General features: G+C 71.1%; 11 protein-coding genes. 6 read left to right on the top strand and 5 right to left on the bottom strand.

Annotated features, from left to right (window positions below; all coding sequences use genetic code 11):
* The first annotated feature begins 249 nt into the window (after positions 1 to 249).
* On the top strand, positions 250 to 5,304 hold the full coding sequence (locus QQG74_RS26105) for an NAD-glutamate dehydrogenase (RefSeq protein ID WP_341717335.1): 5,055 nt from the start codon (positions 250 to 252) through the stop codon (positions 5,302 to 5,304).
* A 53-nt stretch (positions 5,305 to 5,357) separates the two neighbouring features.
* Here the strand turns inward: QQG74_RS26105 and QQG74_RS26100 are convergent, their stop codons facing one another.
* Positions 5,358 to 6,065: a class F sortase gene (locus QQG74_RS26100; RefSeq protein ID WP_341717334.1), complete on the bottom strand. Its 708-nt coding sequence runs from the start codon at positions 6,063 to 6,065 to the stop codon at positions 5,358 to 5,360.
* The gene (locus QQG74_RS26095; RefSeq protein WP_341717333.1) at positions 6,049 to 7,143 is read right to left on the bottom strand and encodes a hypothetical protein; all 1,095 of its coding nucleotides are present in this window, start codon (positions 7,141 to 7,143) and stop codon (positions 6,049 to 6,051) included. Before QQG74_RS26095 ends, QQG74_RS26100 begins: the two co-directional genes overlap by 17 nt.
* 505 nt (positions 7,144 to 7,648) lie before the next feature.
* Between QQG74_RS26095 and QQG74_RS26090 the strand changes: the two genes are divergently transcribed.
* Positions 7,649 to 9,460, top strand: coding sequence for a glycoside hydrolase family 6 protein (locus tag QQG74_RS26090; RefSeq protein WP_341717332.1), 1,812 nt, complete (start codon positions 7,649 to 7,651; stop codon positions 9,458 to 9,460).
* A 313-nt stretch (positions 9,461 to 9,773) separates the two neighbouring features.
* Here the strand turns inward: QQG74_RS26090 and QQG74_RS26085 are convergent, their stop codons facing one another.
* The 3 genes from QQG74_RS26085 to QQG74_RS26075 all read right to left on the bottom strand — a co-directional run bounded on the left by QQG74_RS26085 (position 9,774) and on the right by QQG74_RS26075 (position 11,959).
* Positions 9,774 to 10,154: a hypothetical protein gene (locus tag QQG74_RS26085; protein ID WP_341717331.1), complete on the bottom strand. Its 381-nt coding sequence runs from the start codon at positions 10,152 to 10,154 to the stop codon at positions 9,774 to 9,776.
* Positions 10,155 to 10,335: 181 nt separating this feature from the next.
* Positions 10,336 to 11,280: a hypothetical protein gene (locus QQG74_RS26080; protein WP_341717330.1), complete on the bottom strand. Its 945-nt coding sequence runs from the start codon at positions 11,278 to 11,280 to the stop codon at positions 10,336 to 10,338.
* A 10-nt stretch (positions 11,281 to 11,290) separates the two neighbouring features.
* Positions 11,291 to 11,959: a hypothetical protein gene (locus tag QQG74_RS26075; RefSeq protein WP_341717329.1), complete on the bottom strand. Its 669-nt coding sequence runs from the start codon at positions 11,957 to 11,959 to the stop codon at positions 11,291 to 11,293.
* A gap of 452 nt (positions 11,960 to 12,411) precedes the next feature.
* Between QQG74_RS26075 and QQG74_RS26070 the strand changes: the two genes are divergently transcribed.
* The 4 genes from QQG74_RS26070 to QQG74_RS26055 are packed head-to-tail and all read left to right on the top strand — an operon-like array spanning position 12,412 to position 16,789.
* Entirely contained in the window at positions 12,412 to 15,408 is a 2,997-nt protein-coding gene (locus tag QQG74_RS26070; RefSeq protein ID WP_341717328.1) for a nitrate- and nitrite sensing domain-containing protein, read from the top strand.
* Positions 15,408 to 15,827 (top strand): roadblock/LC7 domain-containing protein, encoded by a 420-nt coding sequence (locus QQG74_RS26065; RefSeq protein WP_341717327.1) that lies wholly within the window; start codon positions 15,408 to 15,410, stop codon positions 15,825 to 15,827. The genes QQG74_RS26070 and QQG74_RS26065 overlap by 1 nt, the downstream gene beginning before the upstream one ends.
* The gene (locus QQG74_RS26060; protein ID WP_341717326.1) at positions 15,817 to 16,206 is read left to right on the top strand and encodes a DUF742 domain-containing protein; all 390 of its coding nucleotides are present in this window, start codon (positions 15,817 to 15,819) and stop codon (positions 16,204 to 16,206) included. The genes QQG74_RS26065 and QQG74_RS26060 overlap by 11 nt, the downstream gene beginning before the upstream one ends.
* Positions 16,187 to 16,789, top strand: coding sequence for an ATP/GTP-binding protein (locus QQG74_RS26055; protein WP_341717325.1), 603 nt, complete (start codon positions 16,187 to 16,189; stop codon positions 16,787 to 16,789). The genes QQG74_RS26060 and QQG74_RS26055 overlap by 20 nt, the downstream gene beginning before the upstream one ends.
* The last annotated feature ends 62 nt before the right edge of the window (positions 16,790 to 16,851 follow it).

Below are 16,851 nucleotides of genomic sequence, written 5' to 3'. Positions count from 1 at the left end.
CATCGCCCCGGTCGGCCCGCGACGGGGGAAAAGACGAGCCAGCGGGTTGTGATGAACAACATCAGGCGGGGTACTCCGGAGCCGGCCGAGTACTCCGGAGCCGGCCGAACCTCGTACCGCAACGGGTGAAAGGACGACCGTCTCGAACCGGAAGTCCGGCCGGGGTCCGCCGACGTGGGAACCGGTCGGTCGGCCTAGGCTTGGCGGCAGAGTGACCCACAACGCGGTGGGTCGAGGGGAGTGGCACCGATGGACCGGCGTCCGGCGATAAAACCGGAACCCGACCTCCGGCAGGCTGATACCGGCCGGGACGACAGCTTCGACACGGCGACCGACGGGGACGGCTTCGGCCGGCTCGACTCAGGAGTGACCGGCATGACCGGTTCGAGCATGGACACCCTCTACGATCTGGGCCTGCCGCCGGATGCGCTGGCGGACGACGTGGAGGACGCCGAGCTCGACGAGCCGGTACCGAACGCCGAGCGGCTGGTGGCCCAGGCGGTGGCGCTGGCCGGCGACGACCACGACGCGGCGACCCTGGTCAGCCGGTTCTGGCGGTTCGCGCCGGACGAGGAGCTGATCGGGTTCACCGCCGAGGAGATGCTCGACGCCGCCCGGGCCCACCGGGAGCTGGCCCTTCAGCGGGTGCCGGGAGAGCTGAAGCTGCGGATCCACTCACCCGACGCGGAACAGCACCACAGCGTCATAGAGATCGTCACCGACGACATGCCCTTCCTGGTCGACTCGGTGACCGCCCTGCTCAACACCCACCACCTGGACGTGCACCTGCTGGTGCACCCGCTGGTCGTGGTGCGCCGGGAGCCGCTGGGCCGGCTGGTCGAGGTGGCCGCCGACGTGGAGCCGGACGATGCGATCTCCGGTGACCTGGTCGAGAGCTGGATGCACATCGAGATCGACCCGGTCCGCGACCCGGAGGAACGGGACCGGCTGCGCCGGGAGTTGCAGCGGGTGCTCACCGACGTGCGGGAGGCCGTGGAGGACTGGCCGAAGATGCGCCAGCGGGCCCTCGCGCTCGCCGAGGAGTTGGCCACCGCACGGACCGGCGACAACCGACCGCCGGTGCCGGAGAAGGACATCACCGACTCGGTGGAGCTGCTGCGCTGGCTCGCCCACGACCATTTCACCTTCCTCGGCTACCGGGAGTACCGGCTGGTGCCGGACTCGGCCCAGGGTGGGCCGGCGCTGGAGGCGGTGCTCGGCACCGGGTTGGGCATCCTGCGGCAGGACTCGCCGGAGGCCCGCGCGTTGTCGTCGATGACGCCGGAGGCGCACGAGAAGGTCACCGAGAAGCGCCTGCTGATCATCACCAAGGCCAACTCGCGGGCCACCGTGCACCGCTCGGCCTACCTGGACTACATCGGCTTCAAGATTTTCGACGCCAACGGCGACGTGGTGGGGGAGCGGCGTTTTCTCGGCCTCTTCTCCACCGCCGCGTACCGGACCAGCGTGCAGGAGCTGCCGGTGGTCCGGCGCAAGGTCGCCGAGGTGCTGGACCGGTCGGGCCTGAGCCTGCGCAGCCACTCCGGCAAGGACCTGTTGCAGATCCTGGAGACGTACCCGCGCGACGAGCTGTTCCAGATCAAGACCGACGACCTGTACCACGCGGTGATCGGCGTACTGCGGATGGCCGGGCGCCGGCAGTTGCGGGTCTTCCTGCGCCGGGACGCGTACGGGCGGTTCATCTCCTGCCTGATCTACCTGCCCCGGGACCGGTTCACCACCCAGAACCGGCTGCGCATGCAGGACATCCTGCTCCGTGAGCTGAACGGCGTCGGGGTCGACTACACCACAAGGGTGACCGAGTCGATGCTGGCCCGGGTGCACTTCATCGTGCGTACCGACCCGACCCGGCCGCCCGGCGACATCGATGCCGATCTGCTCGCCGAGGAGCTGGCCGACGCCACCCGGCTCTGGGACGACGACTACCGGCTGGTGCTGGAGCGCAAGCTCGGCGACGAGCAGGCCAAGCACCTGTTCGGTCGGTACGCCGACGCCTTCCCGGAGGGCTACAAGGACACTCACACGCCGTACGAGGCGATGAAGGACCTGGCCAAGCTGGAGTTGCTGGAGGAGCCTGGCCAGCTGGAGATGCACCTGTTCCGCAAGCAGCTGACGCCGCGTGCCGGCGGCCGGGGCCCGGATGTCGACGAGTCGATGGACGTCCGGTTCAAGGTCTACCGGTACGGCGAGCCGATGATGCTCTCGGCGGTGCTGCCGGTGCTGCACTCGCTCGGCGTACGGGTGGTCGACGAGCACCCGTACGAGGTGGAACGGGTGGACGGCCGGATCTGGCTGTACGACTTCGGGCTGCAACTGCCCGAGGGACACCAGGAACTGTCCGAGGTACGTCCGCACGTGGAGAACGCCTTCGCCGCGGCGTGGCGGGCCGAGGCCGAAGTGGACGGCTTCAACGAGCTGGTGCTGCGCGCCGGGCTGACCTGGCGGCAGGTGGTGGTGCTGCGGGCGTACGCGAAGTACCTGCGCCAGACCGGCACCGTCTTCTCCCAGGACTACATGGAGTCGACATTCATCGCGTACCCGCGCCTGGCCACCCTGCTGGTGCAGCTTTTCGAGGCGCGGTTCCAGCCGGGGTCGCTCACCGACGAACAGCGTGCGCAGCGCAGCGCCGAGCTGGTCGACGAGTTGCAGGCCGCGCTGGACGACGTGGCCAGCCTCGACCAGGACCGCATCCTGCGGTCGTACCTGTCGCTGATCCAGGCCACCCTGCGGACCAGCTTCTATCAGAAGCCGGTCGGCGGACGGCCCAAGCCGTACGTGGCGTTCAAGCTGGATCCGCAGGCGATCCCGGAGCTGCCGGCGCCCCGCCCGAAGTTCGAGATCTTCGTGTACTCGCCCCGGTTCGAGGGCGTACACCTGCGGTTCGGTCCGGTGGCCCGGGGTGGCCTGCGCTGGTCCGACCGGCGGGAGGACTTCCGTACCGAGGTGCTCGGCCTGGTCAAGGCGCAGATGGTGAAGAACGCCGTGATCGTGCCGGTGGGCGCCAAGGGTGGCTTCGTGCTCAAGCAGAAGCCCGGTGACCGGGACGAGGCCGTCGCCTGCTACCAGCAGTTCGTCGGCGCCCTGCTCGACGTCACCGACAACATCGTGGCCGGTGAGATCGTGCCGCCCGAGGACGTGGTCCGGCACGACGGCGACGACCCGTACATGGTGGTGGCGGCGGACAAGGGCACCGCGAGCTTCTCCGACATCGCCAACGAGATCTCCATCGCGCACGAGTTCTGGATGGGCGACGCCTTCGCCTCCGGCGGTTCGGCCGGCTACGACCACAAGAAGATGGGCATCACCGCCCGGGGCGCCTGGGAGTCGGTCAAGCGGCACTTCCGCGAGCTGGGCCACGACACCCAGAGCCAGGACTTCACCGTGGTCGGCGTCGGTGACATGTCCGGTGACGTGTTCGGCAACGGCATGCTGCTGTCGAAGCACATCCGGCTGGTGGGCGCCTTCGACCACCGGCACATCTTCCTGGACCCGGATCCGGACGCGGCCACCTCGTACGCCGAGCGGAAGCGGCTGTTCGAGCTGCCCCGTTCGAGCTGGGAGGACTACAACGCCGAGCTGATCTCGGCCGGCGGCGGGGTCTATTCGCGTACGGCCAAGTCGGTGCCGGTGTCGCCGCAGGTCCGCGCGGTACTCGGACTGCCCGACGAGGTCGAGCAGTTGAGCCCGCAGGAGCTGATGAAGGCGATCCTGACCGCGCCGGTCGATCTGTTCTGGAACGGCGGCATCGGCACGTACGTGAAGGCGTCCAGCGAGACGAACGCGCAGGTGGGTGACAAGTCCAACGACGCGATCCGGGTGGACGGCCGCCACCTGCGCTGCCGGGTGGTAGGCGAGGGTGGCAACCTGGGCTTCACCCAGCATGGCCGGATCGAGTACGCCCAGTCGGGCGGTCGGATGTACACCGACTTCATCGACAACGCGGCCGGGGTGGACTGCTCCGACCACGAGGTGAACATCAAGATCCTGCTGAACACCGCGGTCGCCGACGGTGAACTGACCGTCCCCGAACGGGACGAGCTGCTCGCCCAGATGACCGAAGAGGTCGCCGAGCTGGTGCTGCGGGACAACTACGACCAGGCTCGGGCGATCAACAACTCGCAGGCCCAGGCCGCCTCGTTGCTCCCGGTGCACCGCCGGATGATCATCGAGCTGGAGCGTTCCGGGACGCTGAACCGGGCGCTTGAGGGGCTGCCCGCGGACGAGGAACTGGCGGTACGGGCCGAGGCCGGGCTGACCGCGCCGGAGTTCGCGGTGCTGCTGGCGTACGTGAAGATCGCGTTGGAGAAGGAGATCCTCGGCGAGGGGCTGGCCGACGAGGAGTGGACCAACGAGGTCCTGACCAACTACTTCCCGACGCCGATGCGCGAGCGCTTCGCCGAGCGGATGGGCCGGCACCGGCTGCGCCGTGACATCGTCACCACGGTGCTGGTCAACGAGGCGATCAACCGGGGCGGCATCTCGTTCGTCTTCCGGGTGGTGGAGGAGACCGCCGCGTCGGCGGCCGACGTGATCCGGGCGTACGTGGTGGTCCGCGACGTGTTCAGGCTGCGTGAGCTCTGGGACGCGGTCGAGGCGCTGGACAACAAGGTCGACCCGCAGTTGCAGACCGACGTCTACCTGGACACCCGTCGGCTGCTCGACCGGGCGGTGCGCTGGCTGGTGACCAACCGGCGTTCGCCGCTGAACGTGCCGGCGGAGATCGATCGGCTGCGTGCCGGCGTGGCTCAGCTGCTACCTGACCTGGAGACGCTCTTCTTCGGCGACGAGCGGGCGGCCATCGCGGCGCACATCGACTCGATGACCGAGCGCGGTCTGCCCCGCGAGCTCGCCGAGCAGAGCACCCGCCTGATGTACAGCTTCGGTCTGCTCGACGTGGTGGAGACCGCCGCCGGGACCGGGCGCGACGTGAGCGAGGTGGCCTCGGTCTACTTCGTACTCTCGGACCGGTTCCGGGTGGACGCGCTGCTGTCGAAGATCTCGCTGTTGCCGCGCGAGGACCGCTGGCAGACCCTCGCCCGGATGGCGCTGCGCTACGACCTGTACGCCGCGCTGGCCGCGCTCACTGCGGAGGTGCTCGACTCGACGCCGGTCGACCTGCCGCCGCAGGAGCGGGTGCAGCAGTGGGAACAGTCGAACGCGACCTCGATCCACCGTGCCGAACGGGCGATGGACGAGTTCGACGAGTCCCGCGCCGACCTCGCGGCCCTGTCGGTCCTGCTTCGCCAGATCCGCACCCTGGTCCGCACCTCCGCAGCCAGTTGACGGCCGGGTGGCCCGGCGGCAAAGCCGCCGGGCCACCGTCGTGGGGGGTTCGCTCAGTCGAGCAGCGAGGCGAAAACGATCACGTTGTCGGGGTAGTCGCCGCTCGCCTCGTCGAACTGGCCGCCGCAGGTGATCACCCGCAGTCCGGGCCGGTCGCTCGGGCCGTACACCTGCTCGGTGGGGAAGTCGTCCTTCGGGTGGGCGGAGACCGAGTCGACCCGGAAGCTCGCCGAGCTGCCGTCCTGCCGGCTGACCGTGATGGTGTCACCGGGTTGCAGGGCACCGAGGGAGTAGAAGACCGCCGGTCCGATCGCGGCCGAGTCGACGTGTCCGACGATCACCGCGTTGCCCACTTCGCCCGGGCTCGGTCCTGGCTCGTACCAGCCGGCGAGCAGGGCCTGCTGTAGCGGGGGAACCTGCACCGTGCCGTCCGGGTTGGTGCCCAGCGACATGATGTCCGCGTCGACGCCGATGCGAGGGATGCTGATCTTGACGGGGGCGGAGCGGGACAGCCCCAGCGGGCCCTGCCCGGCGTCGCCGGGTTCGGCGTGCGCCCTCGGGTCGGCGGGTCGGGGATCGGGCAGCCCGGTCCCGGCGTGTGCGATCGGCTGCGGCGGCGGTGCGGTGCCGTTCAGTGCGGCGCCGACCAGTCCGGAGCCGACCATGGCCAGTAGGACGACGACGGCGGCGCCGGCGGCGCGCCACGGGTTGCCGTGACGGCCGCCGGCCCGTCTCGCCGTCGGGTCAGGCCGCGAACTCATCGGCCCGACGCCGGCGCAGCAGCACGAGGCCACCGAGGGCGGCCGCGCCGACCAGGCTCACCCCGGCGGTGGCCAGGCCCCGGTCGGCTCCGGTGGCACCGCCGTCGCCGGCATGCACGCCACCGCGCGGCAGGACTACCAGTTCGCCCTCGCCGCAGGAGCCCTTGAGCTTGTACGTCCCGGGCTCGGCGTGCTCGGCGACCCGGGCCTCGCCGTAGTAGACGAAGTCCTTCTTGTGCTCCCAGCGGTCGCTCTCGCCGTACTCCCCGGACTTCTCGTCCTCCCAGCCACCGTCGGCCCACCGGCCGCCCTCGTAGCCCGACTTCTCGCCGCGCTCGTAGCTCTCGCGCTCGGTGTAGTCGCGGCCCTCGGGGTCCTGGCCGTGCTCCTCGCCCCTCCAGTCGCGGTCGCCATCGGCCATGGCACCGCCACCGGCACCGTCCTTCGGCTTCGGCTTGGCGGCGTCCTCGCCGGGCTTCGCGCCGTCCTTGCCCTCCTCGGGGCCGTGGCCTTCCTCGGGTCCGCGGCCTTCCTCGGGTCCGCGGCCTTCCTCGGGGCCGTGGCCTTCCTCGCGGCCCTCGCCGCCCTGCCAGTCCTTGTCTTCCCCCTTCCAGTCCTTTTCTTCGCCCTTGTCGCCCTGCCAGTCCTTGTCGCCCTGCCAGTCCTTCTCCTCGCCCGGCCAGCCCTGGTCGCCCTTGCCGTGCTCGTAGGCGCCGTCCTCGCCGTGCTCGTAGAAGTCCTTCCGGTGCTCGTAGAAGTCCCTCTTGCCGTGCTCGTACGAGTCCTCCTCGCCCCGGCTGTTGCGGTCCGCACCCCGCTCATGGCCGTCGCGGGCCGGTTCGAGCTTGACCTTGCCGGTGACCTTGGACCAGACGAAGGCGTTCTCCTGCGGCTCCGCGCAGATCTCCACCAGCTTGACCTCTTCGCCGGGCTTGACCGCGTGCGGCTTGGCGAAGACCTTGCCCTCATCCTCGTGTGGCTGGCCGTCGGCGTACGCGACCCCCGGCGCGAACACCAGCAGGGAGGCGCCGCCGAGGGCGGCCCCCGCTACCACCTTCCCAAGCATCTTCTTAGCCATGACCTGCGTCACTCCATCCCTGGTTTGTCCTGCGGCCGGCAACAACCGAGCCAGAACCGACGTTAGACCGATTCATGACTTATGCAGGGAAAGATTCGTGTTTTGGTATTAGTCCGCTCTTGCGGCCATAAGGGCTGTTGGTCGCGCCTGTGGCGTCCGGTGGGATGGCTGCGCCCGGTGCGCGGGCTGCGCGAGGTGGGCCGTTTGTCCGGTAGAGTTTCGAAAATATCGAACCATTGCCATGGAAGCGCTCCCATGCAAGAATCGCTGCACGCGGTTGGGGAGCTGACACCGCGCAGGCGGAGGTCGAGGGCACCGGGTTGACCGGACGACCACTCGCCGTACCGGCCGGCACGTCCGGCCGTCGCACCACCACCAACGCCCGTCCGGGTCGGGCGTCTCCGAAAATCCCGTTGGCACCGGCGGTAGTCCATACAGGACGGACGCCCTGGCGCCACGTGCCGGGCCGTACGCGGATCCGGTCTCGCCCAAGGAGATCAGTGGCATGAATGTGTGGAGAAAACTGTCCGGCCCACGCCGGGCCGTCGCGCTAGCCGGCGCGAGCGCGCTGGTCGCGGGCGGGTTGGTGACGATTCCGGTCACTGCGGCGCACGCGGCTACGCAGTGCAGCGTGACCTACTCCGCAAACCAGTGGCAGGGCGGCTTCACCGCCAACATCACCATCAGGAACGTGGGCGACCCGCTGAACGGGTGGACCCTCGGCTTCACCTTCCCGGACGCCAACCAGCGCGTCCAGCAGGGCTGGTCGGCTCGGTGGAGCCAGTCGGGCCGGAACGTGACGGCGCAGAACGAGTCCTACAACGGCTCGCTCGCCACCGGCGCCAGCACGAACATCGGGTTCAACGGCAGCTGGAGCGGTAGCAACCCGAGCCCCACCGCGTTCACGATCAACGGGGTGGCCTGCAACGGTGCCAACCCGACCACGGCCCCGCCGCCGCCCACCACGACCGCGCCGCCGCCGCCCACGACCACGGCCCCGCCGCCGCCCACCACGACCGCGCCGCCGCCGCCCACCACGACTCCGCCGCCTCCTGGCCAGCGGGTGGACAACCCGTACGTCAACGCCCAGGGGTACGTGAACCCGGAGTGGAAGGCCAAGGCCGAGTCGGTAAGCGGCGGTAACCGGGTGTCGAGCATCTCGACCGCCGTCTGGATCGACCGGATCGCCGCGATCGAGGGTACCGAGGACAGCCAGTCCAACGGCCCGATGGGCATTCGGGACCACCTGGACGAGGCGCTGCGGCAGAACGCGCAGTACATCCAGTTCGTCATCTACAACCTGCCCGGCCGCGACTGCGCGGCGCTCGCCTCCAACGGTGAGCTGAAGGCCGACGAGCTGCCGAGGTACAAGGCCGAGTACATCGACCCGATCTCGGCGATTCAGGGTGACGCGAAGTACCGCAACCTGCGGATCATCAACGTCATCGAGGTCGACTCGCTGCCGAACCTGGTCACCAACACCTCGAACAACCCGGGTGGCACCGCGATGTGCGACACGGTGAAGGCCAACGGGGCCTACGTGCAGGGTGTCGGCTACGCCCTGGCCAAGCTGGGCGCGATCCCGAACGTCTACAACTACGTCGACGCCGGGCACCACGGCTGGCTCGGCTGGGACAGCAACTTCACCCCGACCGCCCAGGTCCTGAAGGAGGCCGCGACCGCCTCCGGTAGCACCGTGAACAACGTGCACGGCTTCATCACCAACACGGCGAACTACTCCGCCCTGATCGAGCCGTACGCGAAGGTCACCGACTCGGTGAACGGGCAGACGGTGCGCCAGGCGAAGTGGATCGACTGGAACCAGTACAACGACGAGCAGAGCTTCGCTCAGGCGTTCCGTCAGGAACTGGTCCGGCAGGGCTTCCCCAGCGGCATCGGCATGCTTATCGACACCTCCCGTAACGGCTGGGGTGGCCCGAACCGGCCCACCGCCGCCGGCCCGACGACCAGCGTGGACGCCTACGTGGACGGCGGCCGGGTGGACCGTCGTATCCACAAGGGCAACTGGTGCAACCAGGCCGGTGCGGGTATGGGCGAGCGGCCGAAGGCCGCGCCGGCGTCGGGCATCGACGCGTACGTCTGGATCAAGCCCCCGGGTGAGTCGGACGGCTCCAGCCGCGAGATCCCCAACACCGACGGCAAGGGCTTCGACCGGATGTGCGACCCGACCTACACCGGCAACGACCGCAACGGCAACAGCCGCAGCGGTGCCCTGGCCGACGCCCCGATCTCGGGCGCCTGGTTCCCGGCGCAGTTCGCCGAGCTGATGCGCAACGCCTACCCGCCGCTGTCCTGACAGCCAGGCACACCCGCCGCCACAGTAGGTGAGGCACTGCGGCGGCAGGTTCCCCGGGCCCCTGGTCCGACCGCACCGGTCGGACCAGGGCCCTCGCGCCGCCTACCGCTGGCGCCCGCGCCGCGTGGCGGTGGCGCCCGCGCCGCGTGGCGGTGGCGCCCGCGCCGCGTGGCGGTGGCGCCCGCGCCGCGTGGCGGTGGCGCCCGCGCCGCGTGGCGGTGGCGCCCGCCGCGCTGCGGTGGCGCCCGCGCCGCGTGGCGGATGTTAGGAAGGGGCCCTTCCTATACACCAGGCGTTAATAAGGGGCCCTTCCTTACGGGACGGTCCGTTCGATTGCGGCTTGACCGTTTTCGGTCAGGTCACGGCGGGCCCGCTCGATGTTCTCCGGTGTCGGGTCCTGGCCCCGGGCCAGCACCAGGTCCTCCGGGTCCCAGGGCTGCTCCGCGCCGGTACGGATGTTGTCTCCGCCGGCACCGGTGCCGGTCCCCGTCGCCCCGGTGCCGGCGGCGTACGGGTCGCCGATGATGTCCTCGGTCCCAGCACCGTCGGGCTGTTCGCCCGGCTCGGCGAAGGCCGGGTTGTTCCGGCCGGGTCCACCTTCGGCCATCAGCTCCGGAATGCCGGTGTCGTCGTCCACCGCCGCGGCCACCTCGGGGCGCTCCTCCAGCGGCCGTTGCCGGTCCCGATCCGTCATCGTTGCTGCCCTCCTGTCCGCAGCCGGTCTCCGCGGCTGCTTGCGCGTACCCGGCTGACCGCTCGACATGCCTGCCGCCGGTAGCGGCAGCGGGCCGGCCATCGGCTGCGGTGGCGAACCTGCGGCCGGCACGACGAGGGCGGGCGTCCGCTCCCGAACGCCCGCCCTGGTGTGCGCGGTATCAGCGCCCGAGTACCCGGTCGAGGAAGTCGCGGTACCCGCGTACGGCCACCCGCAGCTGCTCGGTGTCGGTCGAGCCGGCCTCCTGCCAGCCGCCGAGCTTCTTCTTGTGCTCCGCCAGCGCAGCGGAGAGGGCCTGCATCGCCTCGTCGACAAGCGACTGCGCCTCACCGGCGGCGGCCCGCGGATCGTCCACGAAGCGCAGCTGGACATCGCGCCAGCGGTCCCGGAAGCCCTGCGCGGTCGTCTCGTCGAACAGGGTCGCGGCACCGGCCGGCACGGTCGCCGGGGTGTCGGAGGTGTCGTCGCTCGCCGGCCGGGTGTCCGGGTCCACCATCGACGGGGCGGCACTGCCGTAGCCGGCGCCGCCGGCCGTCTCCGCCGCGACCGGGTCGACTACTGCGGTCCGCTCCGATGCGTCCTCGGTGGCGTCCGGCGTACCGGCGCGCCGGTCCAGGTCGTCTGCTGCCACCTCGTCGCCGCTGAGGTCCGCGTCCACCTCCCGGGTGTCACCGGTCGCGTCGACGTCGTGCTCCGTCCGCTCGTCCCGGCGGCCGAACTCGGCCTCGGGGTCGGCCCGCAGGCCCTCGCGCTCGCCGTCGAGGGCGCCGTCACCGGGCTGCGCGGTGCGTTCCTCGCGGGGGGCGGGCTCGTCCTCGGGACGCGGACTGGCCAGCGCCGAGGCGGCCACCGCGCCGCCGACGGTGGTCGCACCGAAGGCCGTCGGCACGGGCGCGGGCTCGTGGAACTCGGGCCGCTCGCCGTCTTCGCCGGGACGGCCGTCCCACGGGCGGGCCCGGTCGGCGTCAGTCTCCGACCGGTCGCGGTCGGTCGGCTCGTCGACGTCGTCGGCGAGGTCCCGGTCGTCGACCGGTGGCACCGCTACCGGGGCGGACCGGACGGCCTCGGGGTGGTCGTTGTTGAGCTGCTGCTCTTGCTGCCGCATGGTGGTCTCCTCAGCGGTTGGTGGCGTCCTGGGTGGCGTCGGCGTGGCGCTGCTCCGGCGTCCGGACGGGCTCGTCCGGCGTACGGGTCGCGACCGGCTCGTCCGGTGTGCGGGTCACGGTCGGCTCGTCCGGTGTACGGGTCGCGACCGGCTCGTCGCCCAGCAGGTCGGCGAAGAGTGCGCGGTAGTGGACGACGGCCTGGCGGAGGTCCTCGGTACTGGCCTCGCCCCGGGAGTTGCGCAGGTGGATCTCGTGGGCGTCCCGGTAGTGGCTGAGCGTGCGGGCGTGCTCGACGGAGAGATGGGCGATCTGGTCGGAGAAGTCACCCGTGGGGTAGCCGCGTTCGGCGATGAGTCGGGTGACCAGTTCGTCGGCCTGGCCGACGGTCTCGGCGGGGGAATCGACGAAACGGACCTGGAGTTCCTCCCAGGCCTCGGCGTACCGGGCGCGGGATTCGGGGGCGAGCGGAACCAGCTGGAGTTCGGCGTGCCGGCGTTCCCGCTCGCGCAGTTCCCGCTCGGCTTCGCTGCGGCTGTCCCGCTCGGCGACCACGTGGTCGTACTCGGGGCCGAACCGCTGCCGCAGCGAGCGGCGGCGAGCCGCGACGACGACGGCCGCGACGATGGCGGCGACGAGCAGGATGACGAGGACGGTGACGACTATCTGCGTGGGCGACATGGCTCCTCCTTCGCCTGCAGGTATTCCCTCCGGCCACTGATCGCCAATCCCGTTCCGGAGCACTTTCCTCGCCCGGCTTGGGTGGCGGCGGGCGGATCTCGGGTACCGGCTGCCGTACCCACCAGACGAACCGGCCAAAAAGGTGTGATCCATCCGAAAGAGCGTGGCCGGGTGGCGAGACGGACGAAGGCCGTGGCGGCGACACCCCGGCCAGCCTTCCGGATGGCCGGAGCGAGACAGCGCGGGTCGCAATCCGGCCGGGTCGGGGCGGTCGGGACGTTCGTCAACGTACCGGTAGTCTCGACGGACGGTAGTGCGCTCGGCGCGGATTACGTATCCTGCCCAAGGCGCCCGAGCCGGCGTCCCGGCGGGGCAACCGGGGTGCGCACCGGCGATGGCGCTGCCCGGCCGTGCCGGAGCCCTTCCAGCCACCCCTTCCGGGCGAGGTCCGATTGAACACCCGCGACTGGCCGATCCGCTCCAAGCTGACCGCCCTGGTCGTCGTGCCGGTGACCGCGCTGCTGGCACTGTGGATATTCGCCACCACCCTCACCTTCGGACCGGCGCTCGACCTGCTCGCCGCCCGGACCCTCCTCTATGACCTGGGCCGGCCGGGCGAGACGGTGGTGGCCGAGCTGCAACGGGAGCGGCGGCTCTCGGTGGTGCAGCTCGCCACGACCCGCTCGGCGTGTGCGCAGTCAGCGGCAGGGTGTGTGCTTCCCGCGCTGGCGGAGCAGCGGACCCGTACCGACTCGGCAGTGGCCGAGCTGCGCCGACGGGTCGGTGGAGAAAAGCTGCGGGACGCCGCCGGTGAACTGCTCGAAGCCCGGCTGGACCGGCTGCTCCAGCAACTGGAGACGCTGCCGACGGGCCGGGACTCCATCGACCGCCGGGAGTTGGACCGGGTCGGTGTGCTCGACCTCTACAGCGGCATGGTCGGTGCCGCGTTCCAGACCTTCGAGGCGCTTGCCAACCTGCCGGACCAGGATCTCAACCGGGAGGCGCTGGCCCTGACCGACCTCGGCCGGTCGCGGGAGTTGCTCGGGCAGACCGACGCGTTGCTGGCCGGGGCGCTGGCCAGCGGCCGGTTCGCCGAGGGGGAGCACACGTTGCTCGTCCGGAGCATCGGTAACCAGTGGTTCCTCGCCGAGTCCGCAGTGGCCGACCTGCCCGAACCGGACCAGGCGGCCTACCAGCGGTTGACCGGGCAGACAGCGTTCGACCGGCTGCGGACGATGCAGGACGAGCTGATCGCGGGCGGCCCCGCCGCCCGGCCCAGCGTCGACCCGCAGGCGTGGCAGGCGAGCTATGACACCGTCCAGCAGTCGTTGCGGGACTTCGAACTGACCCAGGCCGACGGGCTGGCCGACCGGTCGGTGCCGATGGCGGTACGCACCCTGGCGCGGTTGGCCGGTTCCGGCCTGCTCGGCCTGATCGCCGTCGTGGTCTCGGTGGTGGTGGCGCTGCGGGTCGGTCGCTCCCTCGCGCAGCGGCTCACCCTGGTACGCGGAACGCTGAAGGAGACCGCCGAACGGCGGCTGCCGGACGTGGTGGAGCGGTTGCGACGGGGCGAGCAGGTGGACGTCGCCCGGGAGACGTCGCTGGCCGACCGGGGGGCCGACGAGATCGGCCAGGTGGCGCAGGCGTTCACGGAGGTGCAGAAGGTCGCGATCCAGGCCGCCATGGTCGAGGTCTCGCTGCGCCGAGGGCTCAACGAGGTCTTCCTGAACATCGCCCGCCGTAGCCAGGGGCTGGTGCATCGTCAGCTCGCCCTGCTCGACCGGCTTGAACGCGACGCGGAGGACCCGGACCACCTGGCCGAGTTGTTCCGGGTCGACCACCTGGCCACCCGACAACGACGGCACGCGGAGGACCTGGTCATCCTCGCCGGAGCCGCACCGGGGCGCGGTTGGCGCAACCCGGTCGCGATTGTGGATCTCATCCGGGGAGCGATCTCCGAGGTCGAGTCGTACGACCGGGTGGACATCACCACCGTGCAGGCCGCCGGCGCGCTCGGCCGGGTGGTGGGCGACATCATCCACCTGCTCGCCGAGTTGATCGAGAACGCCACCGCGTTCTCGCCGCCCGACTCCCGGGTGGAGGTCTCCGGCGAACACGTCGCGCACGGGTACGCGCTCTCCGTCTCCGATCAGGGGCTCGGCATGAGTCCGGCCGCCATCGAGGAGGCCAACCGCAAGCTCGCCCGGTCGCCGGAGTTCGACCCCGCCGAGACCGCCCGGCTGGGACTGTTCGTGGTGGCGAGGTTGGCCGCGCGACACAACGTACGGGTGCGGCTGCGCGCCTCGGACGGGGCCGGCCTGACCGCGGTCGTGCTGATCCCCACCGAGCTGATCACCGCCGAGCCCTCGCCGCTGCCCGAGCCGGAGGTACCACCGGCGGAGGAGGCCGGCGGCACCCTCCAGCAGCGACGGCTGGCCCGGGCGACGCGGCTGACCACGGTGCCCCGGCAGCGGTCCCGCTCGGGGAGCCGGCCGCAACGTGCGTCCGCTGATCCGCAACGCTCGCCCGGCCAATCCGCAGCGCAGTGGGGTGGCCCGGACCAGAACTCGACGGTCGAGGCGGCGGAGGTCGACGGGCTGCCCCGCCGGATCCGGCGGCACCGCCGGACCGGGGCCGCCGATCCGTCGTCCGCCGTGTCGGGTCCGGCCGGCGCTGCGGAGCCGGCAGCCGAATCGGAGCCGACTGCCGTCGCGGAGCCGACCACCGATCCCACGCGGACCACCGATCCCATGCGGACCATCGATCCCACGGGGACCACCGATCCCACGCGGACCACAGATCCCACGCCGGCTGCCGATTCCACGCCGGTTGCCGGGTCGGACCCGGACGGCGTGCTGGAATCGGCAGCCGGGCCGGACCCCGCCCCGGCGGGGTCGGCGCGCACGGCAGGTTCGACCGGCGGGGCGAACCGGCGAGCGGTGCCGCCCGGCACCGACGACGCTTACGGTTCGGTGGACGCGCCGACGGTCCGGTTGCCGGCACTGACCGCACGAACGGCACGGCGGACGACGTTTGACGAACCGACCGTGCGGCAGCCCGTGGTGGCGCCCCGGACGATGCCGGTCCGCGACCCGGCACCGCGCAGCCCGGAGGAGGCGCGCCGGGTCATGTCGGCCCTACAGGCCGGCACTGCGCGCGGCAGACTGGCCGCCGCCGACCGCGAGGCGACCGCTGCTGGCCGGGAGGCGACCGCTGCTGGCCGGGAGGCGACCGCCGCTGGCCGGGAGGCGACCGCTGCCGGGCAGCAGAAGCAGCGGACCGACGACCCGGACCCAGCGGACCGGGGTGCCGATGATGCCCCGAGCCCAGCGGACCGGGGCACCGATGATGACCGGGGCAGAGCGGACCGGGGCACCGAGCAGACCCGCCGGCCGGCTGGCGGCCCGGTGACCGCGCAATCGCCGACCACGACTGAGAGGGACGCCTGATGCGATCGACGAGGCAGAGTGCCGATCTCGACTGGTTGCTCGACGACCTGCTGGAGCGGGTGCCGGCCGCGCGGCAGGCGGTGGTGCTCTCGGCGGACGGCCTGCTGCTCGGCTGCTCCGCGGAGCTGGACCGGGCCGACGCCGAACACCTGTGCGCCCTGGCCTCCGGCCTGGCCAGCCTGGCCCGGGGTGCCAGCCGGCAGCTCGCCGGTGGGCCGGTTCGGCAGACGGTGGTGGAGATGGAGTCCGCGTACCTCTTCGTCACCGCGGCCGGCCAGGGCACCTGCCTGGCGGTGGCCAGCGACACCGACGCGGACATCGGCCTGGTGGCGTACGAGATGGCAATGCTTGTGACCCGGGTGGGTGAGAACCTGCAAGCGCCGGCCCGTGCGTCGGTGGGTGTCGCCGATGCGGACTGACTTACCCGGGCACCAGCACGAGTGGCTCGACGACGACGCCGGCCCGGTGGTGCGGCCGTACACCCTGACCGGCGGCCGGGTGTGGCCCGACGCGGACGGCTTCGACCTGGTGGCCTATGTGCTGGCCCGGCCGGAGCCGGATCTCGCCGCGTACCCGGAGCTGCACCCGGAGCACCGGCTGCTGGTGGAGCTGGCCGGTCGGGGAACGCCATTGGTGGAACTCGCCGCCGATCTGGATCTTGCCGTCGGTGTGGTCCGGGTGTTACTCGGTGATCTGCTGTCCCGGGGGCTGGTGTCCGTGCACCAGCCGCCGCGTGCCACGTACCTGCCCGACAACGACATCCTCAAGGCGGTGGTCGATGGACTCCGTGCGTTATGACGCCGAGCGGCGGGGCCACCACGTCCCGATCGCGCTGAAGATACTCATCGCCGGTGGCTTCGGCGCCGGCAAGACGACGCTGGTGAGCGCGTTGAGCGAGGTCCGGCCGTTGCAGACCGAGGAGATCCTGACCGGTGCCGGCATCGACACCGACGATCTCTCCGGGGTGGAGACCAAGTCGACCACCACGGTGGCGATGGACTTCGGGCGGATCACCATCAACGATGATCTACAGCTGTACCTCTTCGGTACGCCGGGACAGGACCGGTTCTGGTTCCTCTGGGACGAACTGGCCTTCGGTGCTCTCGGCGCGGTGGTGCTTGCCGACACCCGCCGGCTCGCCGACTGCTTCCCCTCGATCGACTACTTCGAGCAGCGGGGTATCCCGTTCGTGGTCGGTGTGAACTGTTTCGACGATTCGCGCCGGTTCAGCCTGGAGGCGGTGCGCCGGGCCCTGGATCTCGACCCCGAGGTGCCGATGGTGCTCTGCGACGCCCGCGACCGGCAGTCCGGAAAGACCGTGCTGATCTCCCTGGTGGAGCACGTGGCCCGGCAGCGCGGTGAGCCGGTTCCGGCGGCCTGACCGGCGGTCCGTGGCGGCACCGGCGGGATACCAGGTCTAACCCACAGGTGTCGGGGGAAGGG

The organism is Micromonospora sp. FIMYZ51 (genome assembly GCF_038246755.1).
Lineage (GTDB): Bacteria > Actinomycetota > Actinomycetes > Mycobacteriales > Micromonosporaceae > Micromonospora.
The sequence above is the reverse complement of the archived record's forward strand: the minus strand, read 5'-3'. Positions and strand labels throughout refer to the sequence as shown.

What these genes read in the sequence shown, in the direction of transcription:
- QQG74_RS26055 (WP_341717325.1), top strand. Translation starts at nt 16,187, where the DNA reads ATGGACTCCGTGCGTTATGACGCCGAGCGGCGGGGCCACCACGTCCCG.
- QQG74_RS26090 (WP_341717332.1), top strand. Translation starts at nt 7,649, where the DNA reads ATGAATGTGTGGAGAAAACTGTCCGGCCCACGCCGGGCCGTCGCGCTA.
- QQG74_RS26065 (WP_341717327.1), top strand. Translation starts at nt 15,408, where the DNA reads ATGCGATCGACGAGGCAGAGTGCCGATCTCGACTGGTTGCTCGACGAC.
- QQG74_RS26100 (WP_341717334.1), bottom strand. Translation starts at nt 6,065, where the DNA reads ATGAGTTCGCGGCCTGACCCGACGGCGAGACGGGCCGGCGGCCGTCAC.
- QQG74_RS26095 (WP_341717333.1), bottom strand. Translation starts at nt 7,143, where the DNA reads ATGGCTAAGAAGATGCTTGGGAAGGTGGTAGCGGGGGCCGCCCTCGGC.
- QQG74_RS26085 (WP_341717331.1), bottom strand. Translation starts at nt 10,154, where the DNA reads ATGACGGATCGGGACCGGCAACGGCCGCTGGAGGAGCGCCCCGAGGTG.
- QQG74_RS26105 (WP_341717335.1), top strand. Translation starts at nt 250, where the DNA reads ATGGACCGGCGTCCGGCGATAAAACCGGAACCCGACCTCCGGCAGGCT.
- QQG74_RS26080 (WP_341717330.1), bottom strand. Translation starts at nt 11,280, where the DNA reads ATGCGGCAGCAAGAGCAGCAGCTCAACAACGACCACCCCGAGGCCGTC.
- QQG74_RS26060 (WP_341717326.1), top strand. Translation starts at nt 15,817, where the DNA reads ATGCGGACTGACTTACCCGGGCACCAGCACGAGTGGCTCGACGACGAC.
- QQG74_RS26075 (WP_341717329.1), bottom strand. Translation starts at nt 11,959, where the DNA reads ATGTCGCCCACGCAGATAGTCGTCACCGTCCTCGTCATCCTGCTCGTC.